General features: G+C 58.5%; 16 protein-coding genes and 1 riboswitch. Of the genes, 10 read left to right on the top strand and 6 right to left on the bottom strand.

Annotated features, from left to right (window positions below; genetic code table 11):
- Positions 1 to 67: 67 nt before the first annotated feature.
- On the bottom strand, positions 68 to 868 hold the full coding sequence (locus tag H6G62_RS10120; RefSeq protein WP_190494715.1) for a creatininase family protein: 801 nt from the start codon (positions 866 to 868) through the stop codon (positions 68 to 70).
- Between the two features lie 180 nt (positions 869 to 1,048).
- Positions 1,049 to 1,130, top strand: a riboswitch (Glutamine riboswitch).
- A gap of 39 nt (positions 1,131 to 1,169) precedes the next feature.
- Between H6G62_RS10120 and H6G62_RS10115 the strand changes: the two genes are divergently transcribed.
- The 4 genes from H6G62_RS10115 (at position 1,170) to H6G62_RS10100 (ending at position 4,610) form a co-directional block, all read left to right on the top strand.
- Complete coding sequence (locus H6G62_RS10115; protein ID WP_190494661.1) at positions 1,170 to 1,340, top strand: DUF4278 domain-containing protein; 171 nt, start codon at positions 1,170 to 1,172, stop codon at positions 1,338 to 1,340.
- A gap of 243 nt (positions 1,341 to 1,583) precedes the next feature.
- Positions 1,584 to 2,885: a PAS domain-containing sensor histidine kinase gene (locus tag H6G62_RS10110; RefSeq protein ID WP_199324885.1), complete on the top strand. Its 1,302-nt coding sequence runs from the start codon at positions 1,584 to 1,586 to the stop codon at positions 2,883 to 2,885.
- 145 nt (positions 2,886 to 3,030) lie between these two features.
- Positions 3,031 to 3,819, top strand: coding sequence for a pseudouridine synthase (locus H6G62_RS10105; RefSeq protein ID WP_190494657.1), 789 nt, complete (start codon positions 3,031 to 3,033; stop codon positions 3,817 to 3,819).
- Between the two features lie 29 nt (positions 3,820 to 3,848).
- Positions 3,849 to 4,610: a RodZ domain-containing protein gene (locus H6G62_RS10100; RefSeq protein ID WP_190494656.1), complete on the top strand. Its 762-nt coding sequence runs from the start codon at positions 3,849 to 3,851 to the stop codon at positions 4,608 to 4,610.
- 130 nt (positions 4,611 to 4,740) lie between these two features.
- Here H6G62_RS10100 and H6G62_RS10095 read toward each other — a convergent pair whose 3' ends face one another.
- Together H6G62_RS10095 and H6G62_RS10090 are read right to left on the bottom strand one after the other, a co-directional pair.
- Entirely contained in the window at positions 4,741 to 5,565 is an 825-nt protein-coding gene (locus H6G62_RS10095; RefSeq protein WP_347239330.1) for a prohibitin family protein, read from the bottom strand.
- A gap of 120 nt (positions 5,566 to 5,685) precedes the next feature.
- Entirely contained in the window at positions 5,686 to 6,570 is an 885-nt protein-coding gene (locus tag H6G62_RS10090) for a tetratricopeptide repeat protein (protein WP_199324884.1), read from the bottom strand.
- Positions 6,571 to 7,026: 456 nt separating this feature from the next.
- Here H6G62_RS10090 and H6G62_RS10085 point away from each other — a divergent pair, with 456 nt between their 5' ends.
- The 5 genes from H6G62_RS10085 to H6G62_RS10065 all read left to right on the top strand — a co-directional run bounded on the left by H6G62_RS10085 (position 7,027) and on the right by H6G62_RS10065 (position 10,944).
- A complete protein-coding gene (locus H6G62_RS10085; protein ID WP_190494652.1) occupies positions 7,027 to 7,560 on the top strand; it encodes a pentapeptide repeat-containing protein in 534 nt (177 codons plus the stop codon).
- A 121-nt stretch (positions 7,561 to 7,681) separates the two neighbouring features.
- Positions 7,682 to 9,094, top strand: coding sequence for a DUF3084 domain-containing protein (locus tag H6G62_RS10080; protein ID WP_190494649.1), 1,413 nt, complete (start codon positions 7,682 to 7,684; stop codon positions 9,092 to 9,094).
- A gap of 384 nt (positions 9,095 to 9,478) precedes the next feature.
- Positions 9,479 to 9,868: a PadR family transcriptional regulator gene (locus H6G62_RS10075; protein WP_190494648.1), complete on the top strand. Its 390-nt coding sequence runs from the start codon at positions 9,479 to 9,481 to the stop codon at positions 9,866 to 9,868.
- Between the two features lie 109 nt (positions 9,869 to 9,977).
- On the top strand, positions 9,978 to 10,538 hold the full coding sequence (locus H6G62_RS10070; protein ID WP_190494646.1) for a cofactor assembly of complex C subunit B: 561 nt from the start codon (positions 9,978 to 9,980) through the stop codon (positions 10,536 to 10,538).
- Between the two features lie 79 nt (positions 10,539 to 10,617).
- Positions 10,618 to 10,944 carry a 2Fe-2S iron-sulfur cluster-binding protein gene (locus H6G62_RS10065; RefSeq protein ID WP_190494644.1) on the top strand — a complete coding sequence of 109 codons (327 nt, stop codon included), beginning with the start codon at positions 10,618 to 10,620 and terminating at the stop codon, positions 10,942 to 10,944.
- A 37-nt stretch (positions 10,945 to 10,981) separates the two neighbouring features.
- Here H6G62_RS10065 and H6G62_RS10060 read toward each other — a convergent pair whose 3' ends face one another.
- Both H6G62_RS10060 and H6G62_RS10055 read right to left on the bottom strand, forming a co-directional pair.
- On the bottom strand, positions 10,982 to 11,797 hold the full coding sequence (locus tag H6G62_RS10060) for an inositol monophosphatase family protein (RefSeq protein ID WP_190494642.1): 816 nt from the start codon (positions 11,795 to 11,797) through the stop codon (positions 10,982 to 10,984).
- A 313-nt stretch (positions 11,798 to 12,110) separates the two neighbouring features.
- The gene (locus H6G62_RS10055) at positions 12,111 to 13,574 is read right to left on the bottom strand and encodes a BCD family MFS transporter (RefSeq protein WP_190494641.1); all 1,464 of its coding nucleotides are present in this window, start codon (positions 13,572 to 13,574) and stop codon (positions 12,111 to 12,113) included.
- 271 nt (positions 13,575 to 13,845) lie between these two features.
- Between H6G62_RS10055 and H6G62_RS10050 the strand changes: the two genes are divergently transcribed.
- Positions 13,846 to 14,019, top strand: coding sequence for a hypothetical protein (locus H6G62_RS10050; RefSeq protein ID WP_190494639.1), 174 nt, complete (start codon positions 13,846 to 13,848; stop codon positions 14,017 to 14,019).
- A 62-nt stretch (positions 14,020 to 14,081) separates the two neighbouring features.
- Here the strand turns inward: H6G62_RS10050 and H6G62_RS10045 are convergent, their stop codons facing one another.
- Entirely contained in the window at positions 14,082 to 15,623 is a 1,542-nt protein-coding gene (locus tag H6G62_RS10045; RefSeq protein ID WP_190494637.1) for a cobyrinate a,c-diamide synthase, read from the bottom strand.
- Positions 15,624 to 15,678: the final 55 nt, after the last annotated feature.

The following is a 15,678-nucleotide window of genomic DNA, read 5'->3' as shown; positions in this document are numbered from 1 at the left end:
TGACGTAGACGATATCGGGAATAGGGAATCGATCCCCCCTAGCCCCCCTTAAAAAGGGGGGAATTCGTTAGGCGTGGGGCTGCTGAAACCGATGAATATCCCCCAGCACCGTCACCCAACCCTGTACCAGGGACTCCAACAACTGATCCCCCTTGGCGGCGGTGGCCACGGTGGGGTCGCCCAGCACGCCGCTTTGGCTGAGGTCTTGCGTCACCCAGGCAAAGGGCAGTGCCCCTTCCATGGTGAGCCAGGTGTTGGTGGGCAAATTCTGGGGAAATTCGGCCTGGGCCTTGTCCATCCGTACCTGGTCGGGCAAGATCGACAGCATCAGGCTGGTTTCAGCATCCCCGGCATGGATGCCCAGTTCTAGCTCCTGGGGGGGCAGCAGATCCACCGCCGCATTGGGCACCGCCCACACAAATAGCGGAAACACCATCAGGTCAGGATAGGCCAAGTGCAAATCGCGGGCGACGATTTCCAAGACCTGGGGCTGGCCACCGTGGGCATTCAGCAGCACCAATTTGCGAAACCCAGCCCGATAAAGGCTTTCGGCCACCTCGGTGATCACCCGCAGCAGGGTTTCCGCCGACAGGGTGATGGTACCCGGAAAATGCCAGTGCTCGTTGGATTTGCCGTAGTACAGGGGCGGCAAACTGTAGGCCGGAATCGTCTCATCCAGCCGCGCCAGGGCATGGCCCAACACCGTGGTGGCAATGGCGCTATCCACCACCAGGGGCAGGTGGGGGCCATGCTGTTCAATGGCTCCCATGGGCTGCACAATCACCACCTGATCCCGGTGGGGCATGGCTTCAATCTCAGTCCAGGTGAGGTAGGGAAAAAAACGGTGGGGAGGAATGGGGCCGTGCATGGCAAAACCTAAGGCGAGATGTTGCATGGGTGAAGCGCCCGTTGATAGCCCAAGACAGCCCAAGACGCTACCAACGGATAGGGTTTCAGGTGTCGAGGGAGTGGGGCATCGGCTTAGTGAGTGTTTGCTGACATTGAGTTTGACAAATCCAGCGTAAACGGTAACAATACATACAGAAATAACGTTCATCTCCAAATTTAGTTGCCGCTATCGTGATCGACCTTTGGAGACGGAAGTAGAGCTTAGCTCGAAGGAACGCGCCTCTGTTTATCCCTTCATATTCCACTAAGGAGAGGCGATTATGTCCCTAATGTATCGTGGCATCACCTACAACCCCACCCAAGCAGCGGTTGAAATGTCTGAAGAAGTGATTGGTCGCTATCGCGGTGCTGTGGCCACCCGTCATCTGGCTAAGAATGCCAAGGCCGACCATGCCCAGGGGCTGAAGTATCGTGGCGCATGGGTACGCTAGACCCTAGTCAGAAAAGTTTTAATCGAAGCCTAGGAGTCCTGATATAGGTCACTGGATTGAAGTTTTGCTCATCTCATCTCGTTTGAGCACCCCTGGGGGGTGCTTTTTTTTGCGATAAGCTTGAAGGCGGCGTCCTGGGCGGCATGACTTGGTGGTGCAGACCCCAGGGTCTCCGGTGCGAGGCTGCTTTGGGATGGCTTGGCCCTTATTAACCCTTTGTCTGTGGCAGTTTTTTGGTATTTTATGGGCCTGTTAACGGGCGTTCTGGTGCTGGGGTGGCCATGTCTCCGGCAACGGAGTCGCCAGCGACGCATTCTGGCTCTGCTGCGAACGTCATCCTGGGCCGTGGCCCAAGGGCGCGTTGAACAACTGATCGCCGCCCATCCCGAACAGCAGGAGCAGATCGATCAGTTGGGCACCAGCCGCGACACCCTAGAACGGATCCTCCAGGTGGCTCCGGTGGGCTATTTGCAGGTGGATGAGGAAAATCAGCTCATTTGGTGCAACGAAGAGGCCACCCGGCTGTTACACATCAGTCAGCCCTTGGCGAGGCCCATGCAGCAGCGACGGTTGCTCTTGGAGGTGGCCCGTTCCTACGAATTGGATGCCCTGATTGATGAGGCCCGCGATCAGCAACAGCCCTGCCAGCGGGAATGGATGCTGTACCAAATTTCCCCCGATCCCCTCCATCCCAAGGAAAAGCCCACCTACCCGCTGCGAGGCTATGCCCTGCCCTTGGGGGATCGCGAGGTGGGGGTCTTTTTGGAGAATCGCCAGGAGGCGGCCCTGCTGGTGCAGCAGCGGGATCGCTGGACCTCCGATGTGGCCCACGAACTCAAAACCCCCCTCACCTCCATTCGCCTGGTGGCCGAAACCCTTCAGCCCAGGGTGGATTCATCGCTCAAGATTTGGCTGGATCGCCTCATCAACGAAACCATTCGCCTGAGCAACTTGGTGGAGGATCTACTCAACCTCAGCCGATTGCAGGGCAGTCCATTCCAAGGACTAACCCTCAAATCCGTTGATCTGCCGCCGATGATTCAGTCGGCATGGCACAGCCTAGAACCCCTGGCCCAGGTCAAACAAATCCGCCTAGACTACCAAGGCCCCAGCCAGTGTCTGGTCACCCTTGACGAAACCCTCTTCCATCGGGTGCTGCTGAACTTGATGGACAATGCCATTAAACACAGCCCCGCCGCCGCCACGATCTGGGTCTGCCTAACGCCGTCCGTCACCGCATCTGACCCTGACGCCGATCCAACCTTCCACTTGGATGTCATCGACAGTGGCACGGGATTTCTAGCCAAGGATTTGCCCCACATCTTTGATCGCTTCTACCGATCCGACCCCTCCCGTAGCCGTAGCACCCTCACCACCGATGCCGCCACCTCCGACCTGGGCCAGGGAACGGGTCTGGGGTTGGCCATCGTTCACCAAATCGTCGAAGCCCACGGTGGCACCATCGCCGCCGCCAATCATCCCGACCTCGGTGGAGCCTGGTTGCGCCTCACCCTCCCCCAATCCCAACCGCCCCTATTGCCCTAGGCGGATCCTCTAACGGACTCCGGAGAACATTGCAGGGTACATCTGGGCCTAGCCCTAGTTGGCTGGATGGGTTACCTAAGAACTTATACCTATAGAACAATTGCTATAATAGTAAACTGACCCATGCAATTGCGGTTTAACCCCCATGGCAGAACGCCTTCAAAAGCTATTGGCCCAGCATGGTCTGGCCTCGCGGCGAAAAGCTGAGGCCTGGATTTTGGCGGGGCGTGTAACCGTGAACGGTGTTCCGGCCCACCTAGGCCAAAAGGTAGACCTCGCCCACGACCAAGTGGCGGTGGATCAGCGCCCCCTAGAGCCTCAGCAACGGCCCCAGTCCTGCTACCTGTTGCTAAATAAGCCCCTGGGTATGGTTTCTACCTGTGCCGATCCAGAGGGTCGCCCGACGGTCTTAGATGCCCTGCCATCTCACCTTCAGACCTTGGGGCTGCATCCCGTGGGGCGGCTCGATACCTACTCCACCGGAGCCTTGATTCTGACCAACGACGGCGACTTCACCTACCGCCTCACCCATCCCAAACACGACATTGCCAAGGTCTATCGGGTGCGGTTGGAGGGTCGGGTGTCGTCCGCAACCCTGGAAACCTGGCGACGGGGTCTGGAACTCGATGGCCGCATGACCCGTCCGGCAGGGGTCTTGGTGATGGGTACTCCCACCGCCCAAAGCACCGAGTTAGAAATCACCCTGTGGGAGGGTCGCAATCGCCAAATTCGCCGTGTGGCCGAAGTCCTAGGTCACCGGGTGCTACACCTCCATCGCCTAGCCGTGGGGCCAGTTCGGCTGGGTAAACTGAAAAGGGGGGCTTACCGATCTTTATCATCGGTCGAAATTAGGGCATTATTAGCTGAGTCAGAGGTTCAACCGACGGTCCCACGGCCATCCTTGCGGTCTTTAGTTGGTACGTCGCCGTTTTAGTGAATGCTCCCTGTATGAAGACGAAACAGTTGGTTGATTCTAACGGTCTGTATCGGCCCCAACTCATTGAATTGGGGAAATTGTTACAGACTGCCCGTCAGGATCAAGGCCATTCCCTAGAGGTGATGGCCAGTAAGACTTTGATTCGGGCCAGTTTGCTGGCGGCCATAGAGCAGGGGAAGCTAGACGACCTTCCCGAACCTGTCTATGTTCGGGGATTGCTGCGACGCTACGGTGATGCCCTCGGTCTGGATGGGGAGACCCTAGCCAGCCAGTTTTTTGCCCCACCCAAGGTCAAAATTCGATCCTGGAAAGATTCTCCAGCGGCCCAACTGCGCCCGCTCCATCTCTATGCGGCCTACTTTGTGGTTCTGTTGGCGGCGGTCAGTGGGTTGTCCCACCTGCTCAGGCAAACCACCCCAGAAACGACCACGTTGCCGCCCCTGGATCCCCTGAACTCCGTAGATGCCCCGGCAACTCCGACGGCTCCCGTTGCTCCTGAGGTTGTCCCGGAGGTGAGCGAACCCAGCGCCCCCATCGAAGTTAAAACAACCCTCACCGCCCAATCTTGGATGCGGGTGACCACCGACGGCAGCACGACCTTTGAAGGGATCCTGCAACCGGGTGACAGTCGGCTGTGGACAGCGGATCAGGCGCTCACGATTCGGGCAGGCAATGCAGGGGCCGTCGTCATCAGCTACAACAACCAGCAGGCAGAACCCCTGGGCCAACCGGGCACGGTGAAGGAAGTCACCTACTCCCCCGCCAATATTCTGAGCCTCGCCCCCTAGGGCGCGTCCACGGCATAGACCTGGCAGGTGGTCGTAACCCTCGCTGTCTCAACAAGGGGCTTAAGCCCCTTGTTGGGTGACAGGACAAATTAGGGCTTGATCTGACGGCCTGATGGAATGACAACCGTCCCTAGCCTGGATTGGCACCCGCCGCAGGAGCATTGAGGTTGTAGATAAAGGGGACGCTGCTGCCCTGGCCGTCGCCAATCACGAGCACCTGGGGTACGAGGGATCCTCCGGCCTTCCAGGCTTCAATGGCTTCCTTTTGCAGCACCAGTTGGCCACCCTGGGCCTTTAGGGTTTCGGCAATGAGGCGCTGGGCCTCGGCTCGACCCTTGGCACGGTTCACCTCGGCCTGGGCCTCCTGCTCGGCCTCCTGGGCAATGTAGACGGCACGGCGGGCGCGTTGCTCGGCAATTTGCTTATCCTCTACGGCCTTGGCAAACTCGGTGGAAAAGGTGAGATCCACCACGCTGGTATCCAATACCAGGATGCCGTACTTGGCAAGCCGGGAGGTGAGGGCATCGTCAAAGTCCTGCTTGAGTTCTGACCGCTGGGTAATGGCTTCCTCGACCGTACGGCGGGCCGCAGCAATCTTAAAGGATTCCTGGGTTTGGGGCGCGACAATTTTAGACACCAGGTTTTCTAGGGTGCCCTGGGTGCGGCGAATATTGACCACCTCGGTGGGGTCAAGGCGAAAGTTAATAGCAAAGCGGCCCGACAAATCCTGAAGATCTTTCGTGGAACTCTGGGCCGGAACCTCAAACTTTTGTACCGTCACATCATAGACATCCACCGTGGACACCAGGGGCGGCTTGAGGTGCAACCCCTCTAGCAAAGCCCCGTCCTGGGCCTTGCCTAGAATGCTCAACACCCCCGCCTGACCAGGGTTAATAATCACAAAGCTACTGGTGACTAAGGCTAAGCCCACAATGGCTAAAAAGCTCAGAATCACAGGTTGCCAGTTTACCGAAGCCGATTTCAAGGGCGTCTCTCCACATCACGCTGCTCCTCTACCGTATCGAGGATTGCCTCGGTTGGCAGAAATTCGTTAGGAAGACTCACGATTCCCAGCCTAAAGTTCAGCAATTAAGCTGCGCACCGCAGGGGTATTAAAAAACTGCTGGGTCGTTTCCATCAACCGATTGCCCCACAGGTTTTGGCGGAGAAACTCCTCGTCAGCGTAGCGGCTATCTTGTTCTAGGGCGGTCATGCCCATGGCTAATGCTTGCTGGCATTGGCTACTGCCCGCATTGGCGACCGCCCGACAATTACCCTCGGCATAGCGAACCACGGCAATCGCCAGTTTGGGTTCGGGCTCTTCCCCTCCGGCCAAGGCCAGCGCTTCTTCCCACTTAGCCACGGCGGCGGTGGCGTCCCCCTGCTCGTATAGCACTAAGCCAATGTTGTTGACCGAGGGCCAAAAGTCGTCCTGGGCCTGCACCGAGGCGGTATAGCGGGCAATGGCTTCGCCGTACTGTTGCAGCAGGAGATAGGCATTGCCGAGATCAAAAAGGGCGTTGGCGTTGTTGGGCTCGCGGCGCAAACCCCGCTCTAGGTAGCGGCTAGCCTGAAGGTAGTCTTTCTTTTGGATATGGGCCGACCCCAAGGCAAACAGGATGCGCGGTTCTTCAGGGGAGATGGTATTAGCCTGGGTGAGCAGGGCAAGGGCGCGTTCGGTGTCGCCAGACTGGAGATACAGCCCCCCCAGCAGAGCCAACACCTGGGCATCGTTGGGGGCTAGTTGAACCGCCAGTTGGGCCAGGGTCAAGGCTTGGTTAAACTGCCGATATTCGGCTAATTGCTGAGCCTCGCTGGCCAGATAGCGCCCCTGCTCGGTCATCAGCTCGTAGTCTAGGGGCAACACATAGGGGGTGAGAGCCTGGGCCTTGGAAGGCTGGGGAGCGATCAGGAAACCGCTCAGGGCCAGGGCAGCTAGCAGAGAAATCCGTTTGAGCACAGCAGTTCTAACGCGGCAGTTTTAGTGTACAAGGCAAATCTAACCATCAGGGTAATCGATCCCAGGCGGAATCGTCGGCCCCGGATCGCCACCTTGTGCCACTGTCCACTGCCAACCCCATCGCCTGTGCAGTAGGGTCGCAAAGAAAAACCCTGGGATCCCTCCAGGTATCCCAGGGTTCAACAATCAGGGTGCATCTACTCTTCTCTAATACGGAGGGGCTGAATAGCTTCCGGACAAGTTTGAAAAAAATGCCAGAAAAATTCCGATCAGGGGCTGGCTTGGCCATGGGGTGAGGTTTCGGTAAGCGGGGAAGGCCCGCCTAAACCTGAAGAGATGCTTAACGGTGAGTTATGACGAAACGTAAACCTTTACATTGAAGAGCGGGTTTTGGTTGAGCACATATACCCATCTGCCACGGCTTAACCAAGATTGTCGAATCGAGTGTTGGTGACCATGCAGCGACTGACTGGGGATGCTTTACAACAAGCCTACCGTGAGGGTCAGCGGCAGTTTCCCCGACGAGACCTGACCGCAATTCACCTGTTTCAGGCGGGCCTACGGGAAATCGATCTCCAGGGGAGTTGCTTGGCCCAGGCTTACTTACCCTACGGCAACTTCACCCTGGCCAACCTCACGGGCGTCAACTTTACCGAGGCCCAACTGGGGGCCAGCAACTTCTATGGCGCGAACTTAACCGAGGCCCGTTGCCCCCAGGCCGATTTTAGCCGCGCCGATCTCCAAACCGCTAACTTGCAGGGCTGCGATCTGCGGGGCGCTAACCTCAGTGGGGCCGACCTGCGGCAGGCCGATCTGACGGCGGCCAATTTAGAGGGCTGCACCCTGGTGGGGGCTCGGCTGGAGGGGGCCATTCTCCACGACGCTAGCCTGAAGCGTTGCAACCTTTTCCGCGCCGTCGGGGCCGATCTCACCGGAGCCCGCTGCGACCCAACCACCATCCTGCCCACGGGCTACAACTATGGGCGCTAGGGCTTGGGGGAAGCCCTAGCCTGCTCTAGCCCTGGGAGGCCGCTAGGATATCCGCTCCCAAGCTCACATCCTTACAGTAGAGTGGGGCTGGGAGTGAATGGAAAGGGTCTGACCGCAGGGCATGGTTTCTGGATATGTTTTGATACTGGCGATGCTGGTGCTGGGGGGAATCATTGCCACCGTCGGCGACCGCATCGGCACGAAGGTAGGGAAGGCCCGCCTCAGCCTGTTTAACCTGCGCCCTCGGCAGACGGCAACCCTGGTCAGTATTGCGACCGGTAGCGTGATTTCGGCCTCCACCCTGGCCATTTTGTTTGGCATCAGCAGCCAGCTCCGCACCGGGGTCTTTGAGCTAGGGCGCATTCAGGCCGACCTCACCAATGCCGAAGATCAACTGGCCCAATCCCTAGCTGAGCAGGAGAACGTGCGGGAGGACCTACAGGCGGCCTCCACGGAACGGCAACGGGCCCTGGCTCGGCTGCGGGAAATTAACCAATCCCTAGATCAGGCGGTGGAGCAGCAGGCGCAAACCCAGGCCCAACTGCAAGGCACCCGCGATCAACTGGTGGCGGTGTCGGAGCAGGCGGAAGCGTTGCGGCAGTCCACCGACAGCCTGCGGGTCGAGCGGGATCGCCTGGTGCAGCAACAGGAAACCATCCGCGCCCAAATTGCCGAACGGGATGCCGCCATTGCCGAGCGAGATCAAGCCATCCGCGCCCTCGATCAATCCATTGCGGATCGCGATCAGGCCATCGCCGAACGGGAAAAGCGGCTGGCCGACCTGCAAACCCGACAAAACCTGCTCTCCCGGCAGGTGAGCGACCTAGAACGTCAGTTTCAAGGGCTGTTTCAGGGCAGTATTGTGCTAGGCCGCAACCAGGAACTGCTCTCCGGGGTGATCACCATTGAAAACCGTAACCAAGCCCAATCCGTCGTCAACCAAATTTTAGCGGAGGCCAACCGCCGCGCCATCCAGGCCATTGCCCCCGGCACCTCGCTCGATCAGCAGGTCATTGCCCTCGGCACCCAGGAGGTGGATCGCCTGATTGACCGTTTGGCCCTAGGGGGGGAATTTGTGATTCGAGTGCTCTCGGCGGCGAACTATGTCATTGGCGAACCCTGCGTGGTGATGGGCGAAACCCCCTGTATTCGCGTCTTTGTGGACGCTGGCCCCAACGCCCTGATCTATCCCCGAGGCACCCTACTCTCCACCGTTGCCCTAGAAACCTCCACCCGCGCCGACCAAGAGCTGGTGGAGCGGGTGAACGTTCTCCTCGCCGCTACCCAGTTCATCGCCACCCAAAACGGCGTCATCGAAGACGAACTGATCATCGCCGATAACCTAACGGAAACTCTACTGCGCTTTCTATCCGCCGTTCAGCAGGAAACCCAGCCCCTCGATTTACAAACCGTTACCCTCACCGACCTCTATGCCGCTGGCCCCATTCAGGTTGATTTGGTCGCCACCCGCAACGGTCGAACCCTGTTTAGCACCCGCGACTTTGCCCGCCCAACCGTCGTTCCCATGCCCTAGGGCAATGATCCCCGATCCCCCCATTCACCCCCGATCCCTAGGTTAGGAAGCCCCTATGGGGCATCGCCATGGTTGCCACCCCGAATTCTCTCTAGTCGCGAATATTTAATAATCTCTAAAAAAATTTGCAGATAGTTACTATCTAGCCATTCTGTGTCACGGCGGGGATCACCTGTGCTTAGAATTAACCTACCCATTCCGTTGCAGCCCATCCCGTTAAAGCGGTGTTGCTCGATGAGGCGGTAGCGCCCTGCGGGATATGCGCCTGAGTTCCTAGAAACTCATGATTTGTGGTGAATGGATTTGGTTTGCGACGGCCTGTCGCCTAGCCTAGTTCGCCACCATTTCCGGGTGAGTGGCCCGTTAATCTCTTGGAGAGATCCCATGAAATTTGAAGATATATATCAGTTTTTCGAGGATCCGCCGCCAATTTATCTCAATAAGGAATTGGCCGTGTGCTACGTGCTAGCCGTATTGTTGCAGCAAGATTCCTACGGCACAGAGCTCATTCAGCACCTCTCAGATCAGTTTACCCACTACCGCCTTTCGGATACCGTACTCTACGGGGCGCTCAAGTTTTTGGAAGACGAAAAGGCCATTGATGGCTACTGGAAAAAGGTGGAAGGGCGAGGGCGGCCTCGGCGCATGTATCGGCTTAATCCCGATTGGCGACTTCAGGCGGAGGAACTGGCGGAATTTTGGAAAACCTACATGGGAAACTCCATCACGCCAGCCTATACCGATAGCCCTGTGCTATCGGTGCCTCGGCTCTAGGTGGGCCTGGGCAGATCCTCCCCCATAGCTAGGCCAAAACCGGGCGCTAGCTGAATGGCTCAACATTGCTTAATAATGTAGAACAATACCCTCACTGCCGAGCGCTGCTGTGACCAACACCGTCATTTATTCCACGCTGTTCCTAACCCTGCTGATGATGGTGGGGTTATTCTTTTTCATTCGGGCCTCCACCAAAGACCGGATCGAACGTCTCATCCTCGATCCCCCAGCCCCGGCAGCAACCACCATGGATGCCTTAACGGCCTACTTTGAGCAGCGGGCCTACCAGGTAGAGGCCATGGATAGGGCCACCCAGCACCTCACCCTCAAGGGACAGGTGCGCCCCAGCGTCTTTTTGGCCGGATTCCTCACTAGTTTGGCGGCGGTGGGCTGTCTCTGCTTTGCCCTCGTGCTGTCCAGCCTCTTTCCGGGGGTGGGCATGGCCTTTGGCGGGCTGATCCTCCTAGCACCTGTGGCGGGCTGGTTTTATTGGCGGCGGTCGGGTCGCGAGGAACAGGTGATCGTGCAGGCCCAACCCCAGGATGACGCCACTGTCCAAAACCGAGTCATCGTCACCGCCCACCGAGACGAACTCATTGCCCTAGAGCAAGCCTGGAAAACCCAACTGCGCGATCTAATCGCCACCGCCGCCACCGAGCTATCCGTCTAACCCCAACTCACATCCCAGCCCCCAATTCCCGATCCGTGCGTTATAAAACTAGGTATGTTATGCACAGGGGAATCGACCCATGCCGACGGTATCTGCCCAGGGCAAAACCTTTGAATGCGAAAGCGGTGCCAACCTGCGAAAGGTGCTGCTGGCCAATGGGGTAGATCTCTACAACGGCCAGTCTACGGTGATTAACTGCCGTGGCCTCGGATCCTGCGGCACCTGTGCCGTACAGGCTGAAGGGGATGTGTCAGAGCCAACCTGGAAGGACAAAACCCGCCGTTCCCTGCCCCCCCACAAAGCTGACCGTAACCTTCGCCTCGCCTGCCAAACCCAGGTGCTAGGGGATGTCAAAGTCACCAAATACGACGGCTTTTGGGGCCAGGGCGAAGCCGTGGTTTGGTAGGCAGAATTACCCTAGCGACAGTAATGCTGTAAATTCCTTACCCCCGCTGTCCTACCTGGGCAACTAGGGGCAAAAAGGTATCTACCCAAGTTGCCTGAGCTGTCACCAGCGTTGGGTAGGGCTGACGACTATAGTCTTGGCCCACGGTGAGGGGAAAGGGATTGCCCCCATCCAGGGCAACCCAGGTAGCTCCGGCGGCTTGCACAATGGCCCACACGGCGGCAATATCCCAGATTTTGGGGGTGGCTTCCACCGCACCAATCGCCCAACCCGCCCCCACCAGCAACAGATTATAGGTGGCGGCTCCCAGCATCCGAATTTTGCAGGGGAAGGGCTGGGCCATCACTGAGGTACTGCGGGCACAGAGGCTAAAAAATTCCTGGGGGCCAGGTGCCGCTGGGCTGGGCTGCATGGGGCGACCATTGAAAAACGCACCGCTGGACATGGTTAACCCACTATCACCGGGCCAATAGCCATGGAAGGCCTGCCCCAGGGGCGGCAGGGCGACATAGCCAAACACGGGCACCCCTCGGTAGAGTAACCCCAGGGAAATGCCCCAGACGGGAATGCCCCGCGTAAAGTTGGTGGTGCCATCGATGGGGTCGATAATCCAGCACCAGTCGGTGTTAGGGAAAATATGTTCCACCTCTTCGCTGAGGACACCGTGGTCGGGGAAGGTGTCGTGGATGGCGGTGCGGAGGGCTTCATCGGCCCAACGGTCGGAGGCCGTTACCAAGCTGCCATCGGCCTTGAGATCGGCCTGGGCATGGCCAAAATCCTCCAGTAATTTTTGCCCCACGCGCTGGGTGGTGATTTGGGCAAAATCCAGCACCGTCTGCCAAAACAATTCCATGGAAAACCTGTTGAGAATGTTGATTTTGAGGGGCGATTTTGAGAGGCGATTTTAGGAGCGCAATCCCGCCTAACCTAGGGTCGCCCTCACCCTAAATCCCTCTCCCTTGGGGCTCATGCTTATACACAAGTCTCCATTCTGCTGGATTCCTAGGGTTGATCCCCCCTAGCCCCCCTTATGAAGGGGGGAACCGGATTCAAAGTCCCCCTTTCCAAGGGGGATTTAGGGGGATCTCCAAGGAATTGCGGCATGAAAACATAATGTGTATGAGCCGCAGATCCTTACTAGGAGAGGGGCTGGGGGTGAGGGCCACCTAATCCATGTCGCTTTCCAAGGCGGCGGTGATGGCAGCCTTGGCATTGGATTGAAATTCGTGAATATCCACCCGGCTCAGCAGCCCAATGGCCACCATCATGCCCACCGCCTGGAGGCCAAACACCAGCCCGTAGGCCAGCAGGGCATTGGGTTCGCCCACCGCTGCGGTTCCCTGTCCGCCGCCGAAGATCACCCGTCCCAGATCCAGCAAACCACCCCCTAGCACCGTGGCGCTGCCCCTGGCGATGGCCTGGGCCAACCCCCACGCGCCGATGAAAGTACCCGCCGTTTCCGCCACCGTGAGATCCAGCATGAGCACGATGGCCCCCAGGGTGAGCACCCCAGAAGCCGTACCAAACAAGAACACCGCCGACAGCAATACTTGAGGCGAGGCCGTCAGTCCCGACAAAATGAGACCCACTAGACAAAGCGCCGCCCAGGTACAGCCCAGCTTCACCGTGCGCTGCTTGCCGATGCGGGGCACCACCAGCCAGCCCGTGAAGATAATCCCCAATAGTGTGCCCATGCCAAAGGCGGCATTGAGTTGGGTGGTTTCGGCGATGGTCATGCCAAAGACTTCGCCGCCGTAGGGTTCGAGGATGGCGTCTTGCATAAACAGGCTGAGGCTGAGCACCAGCAAGAAACTGAAAAACAACCCCGTTTGACGACTGGCGGTGAGAATCCGCAACGCCTTACCTAGGGTGAGGTTGTCCTCGCGATCCTTGAGGGACGACCGTTCCCGCAGGCGCGAATATTTGCGCTCGATGCCGTAGGTGCTGAAGACAGCCAGGGCACAAACCACCGCTGGGGCAATGATAAACAGCCGATTCACCGCACTCCGCACCTGCTCGAAGGGGGCATCTAGCTCGATGGGCTTGAGCACGATGGAGGTGATAATCACCCCGGTAATAATGCCCACCATCAGCATGGCCCAGCCGATGCTGACCAGGCGGGAGCGGCTGTCCTCGTCAGACACATCCACCAGCAGGGCGGTGAAGGGGGTTGAGGTCGCACTCAGGGCCAAACCGTAGGCCGCAAACAGTACCCCCAGCAGCCCTACCCAGGGGTATACCGCTGGCCCCCACCCGTTCTCTAGGGTACGACTACCAATTTGCCACACCACTTGCAGGGCCAAAAAGGAAATCACCGCCACCGAGCCAATCCCTAACCAGATATAGCCGCTACGGTGGTAGCCCAGCAGGGGCCGAGCGTCGGACATTTGGCCAAACCACACCCGCGCCGGAGCCATGAATTGATGCACCGCAATGGTGCCCGCCGCAATCAAGGCCGGAACCCGCAGTTCCTCAATCATCACCCGGTTGAGAACGCCCAGGGTGAGCAAAGACATAATGCCCAATCCCATGTTGAACACCCCCAGGCGCAGCATGGTCAGCAGGCTTAAATTGGGGCGGGCCGACTGAGCGGGCGGAGGACTGGGCAAGGAAACGTCGGGGCTAGACATTGCAACAATCCAGGGATGAACGGCAGAAAACAGATTCCCCCATTTTGCCATGGTGGCGGGAAGCCATTGGGCTAGATCGCGCTGTCCTATCGGCAATTCCTAGCCCAAGTTGCCAAGCCCCAACCCCAAGGATCCAACGCCCCAGGAGGACGGCCTTGCGCCTTTCCATGCAACCTGCTCATGAATGACATAAACGGAGGTTTTGGTAACATAGGCTACGGTTCGTTAGGATTTAAGGGTCAAGAAAATGAGTTAACAAACCGGAGACGTTATGACTACGACTCAATCCTGGAACAGCAAAGAACTGACCCAATTTGGCCGCATACTGAGCGTTGGATATGACCCTGGCCTGGGAGGTGATATCCCCGATGGCCAAACCTGGACGACCAAAAACTATGTCCGCATGGCTAAAACGCTAGGCCGTGGCTACAATCCCGGCCTGTAACGGATACTAAATCCGGCTTGCTTACCCACGGTATCAGCGGGCAGAGCGAGGAGACCGCGCCCCTACCGTTCTACGATGGCTGATTGGGCGTGGTGATAGGTCGCACAGGCGACAAGGAACTGTTGCGCCTGGATCTGACTGCCCTGCCAGTGCAGATGCAGGTAGGACGCATGGAGATGACGAGCCCCCCAACCCTCGGTGGTGTGGGGGCTTTTGGCATCAAACCGCTGCAATTGGTAGAGGGGGGCACTGGGTGGCCTGGTGACCTGGGAATGGTGAAATTCGTGGCCCCAGACCTGTTGTTGGGCCTGGAGAGCCACACTGGTGGCGGTGGCGGTGGCCCGTCGATAGCCTAGGGTGAGCCGCGATTCCATGGTGACCGTCGTGGGCAAAACCCCCACCATGGGCCAAGTTCGCCCCTGCAAATCCACCAGATGTTCCGCCAAATACATCAACCCGCCGCATTCGGCGTAGGTGGGCAATCCGGCCTGAATGCGCTGACGCAATTGTTGCCGTAGGGGCCGATTTTCCGCTAGTGCCGCCCCAAACATTTCTGGAAATCCGCCACCGAGGTACAGCCCATCCGTCGCTTCTGGGAGGGTCGCATCCACCAGGGGACTCCAGGGCACCAGTTCCGCCCCCAGGTAGGTTAGGTAGGTTAGGCCATCGGCATAGTAGAAGCTGAAGGCGGCATCCTGGGCGATTGCAAGGCGGGGTTTGGTGCGGCGAATCAGCTCCAGATTTGCCGTTTCGTGGGGCTGGGAGCGGCTTTGAGGTACCTCTTGGCTTTGAAGACCGTGGCTTTGGGGATCGTGGCTTTGGGGATCGTGGCTTTGGGGATCGTGGCATCGGGGATCGTGGCATCGGGGACTGTCTTCAGAAACCGGGCTTTCCAGCGTTTGTAATGCTGGGGAGACGGCCTTCGAGACCCTGAGCAGCGGCAGCAGTTGGGGCCAATCGAAGCTGGTTTGTCCTAGGTGGGCAAGGCGATCTAGGCGTTCCTGAAGCTGGGGCAATTCAGCGGTGGGCACCAGGCCCAGGTGGCGGTCGGGGAGGGTAATCTCTGCCTGCCGACGTAGAATGCCCAAAATGGGCAGATCAAAGGTGGCGAGGGCATCCTGCAACAGTTGCAGGTGGCGATCACTGCCCACCCGGTTCAGCACCACCCCTGCTAGGTTCAGGGCCGGGTCGAAAGAACGGTAGCCATGCACAATGGCCAACACCGACCGCGAGAGTCGGCTGCAATCCACCACCAACAGCACGGGCAAGTTCAACAGCTTAGCGATGTGGGCGGTGCTGGCGGTTTCGGCGGTGCCCGTGGCCCCATCAAACAGGCCCATCACCCCTTCCACCACGGCGAACTCCGCATCCCGACACTGTTCCGCAAAGCATTGGCCCACGTAGACGGCTGAGGTCAGCACTGGGTCGAGGTTGTAGCAGGGACGGCCCGTCACCCTAGTATGGAACATGGGGTCGATGTAGTCTGGCCCCACCTTAAAGGACTGCACCCGCTGGGAACGCTGGGCCAAGGCCGCCAATAACGCCAGCGTGACTGTGGTTTTGCCCACGCCGCTGCGTTCCCCCGCAATCACAATTCCGCCCACCCGTCATACCTCGCTCATCCCGGTTCCATTATTCTGGAGCATCCCATATTCGGAG

Source organism: Phormidium sp. FACHB-1136 (genome assembly GCF_014697375.1).
Lineage (GTDB): Bacteria > Cyanobacteriota > Cyanobacteriia > Phormidesmidales > Phormidesmidaceae > Nodosilinea.
The sequence above is the reverse complement of the archived record's forward strand: the minus strand, read 5'-3'. Positions and strand labels throughout refer to the sequence as shown.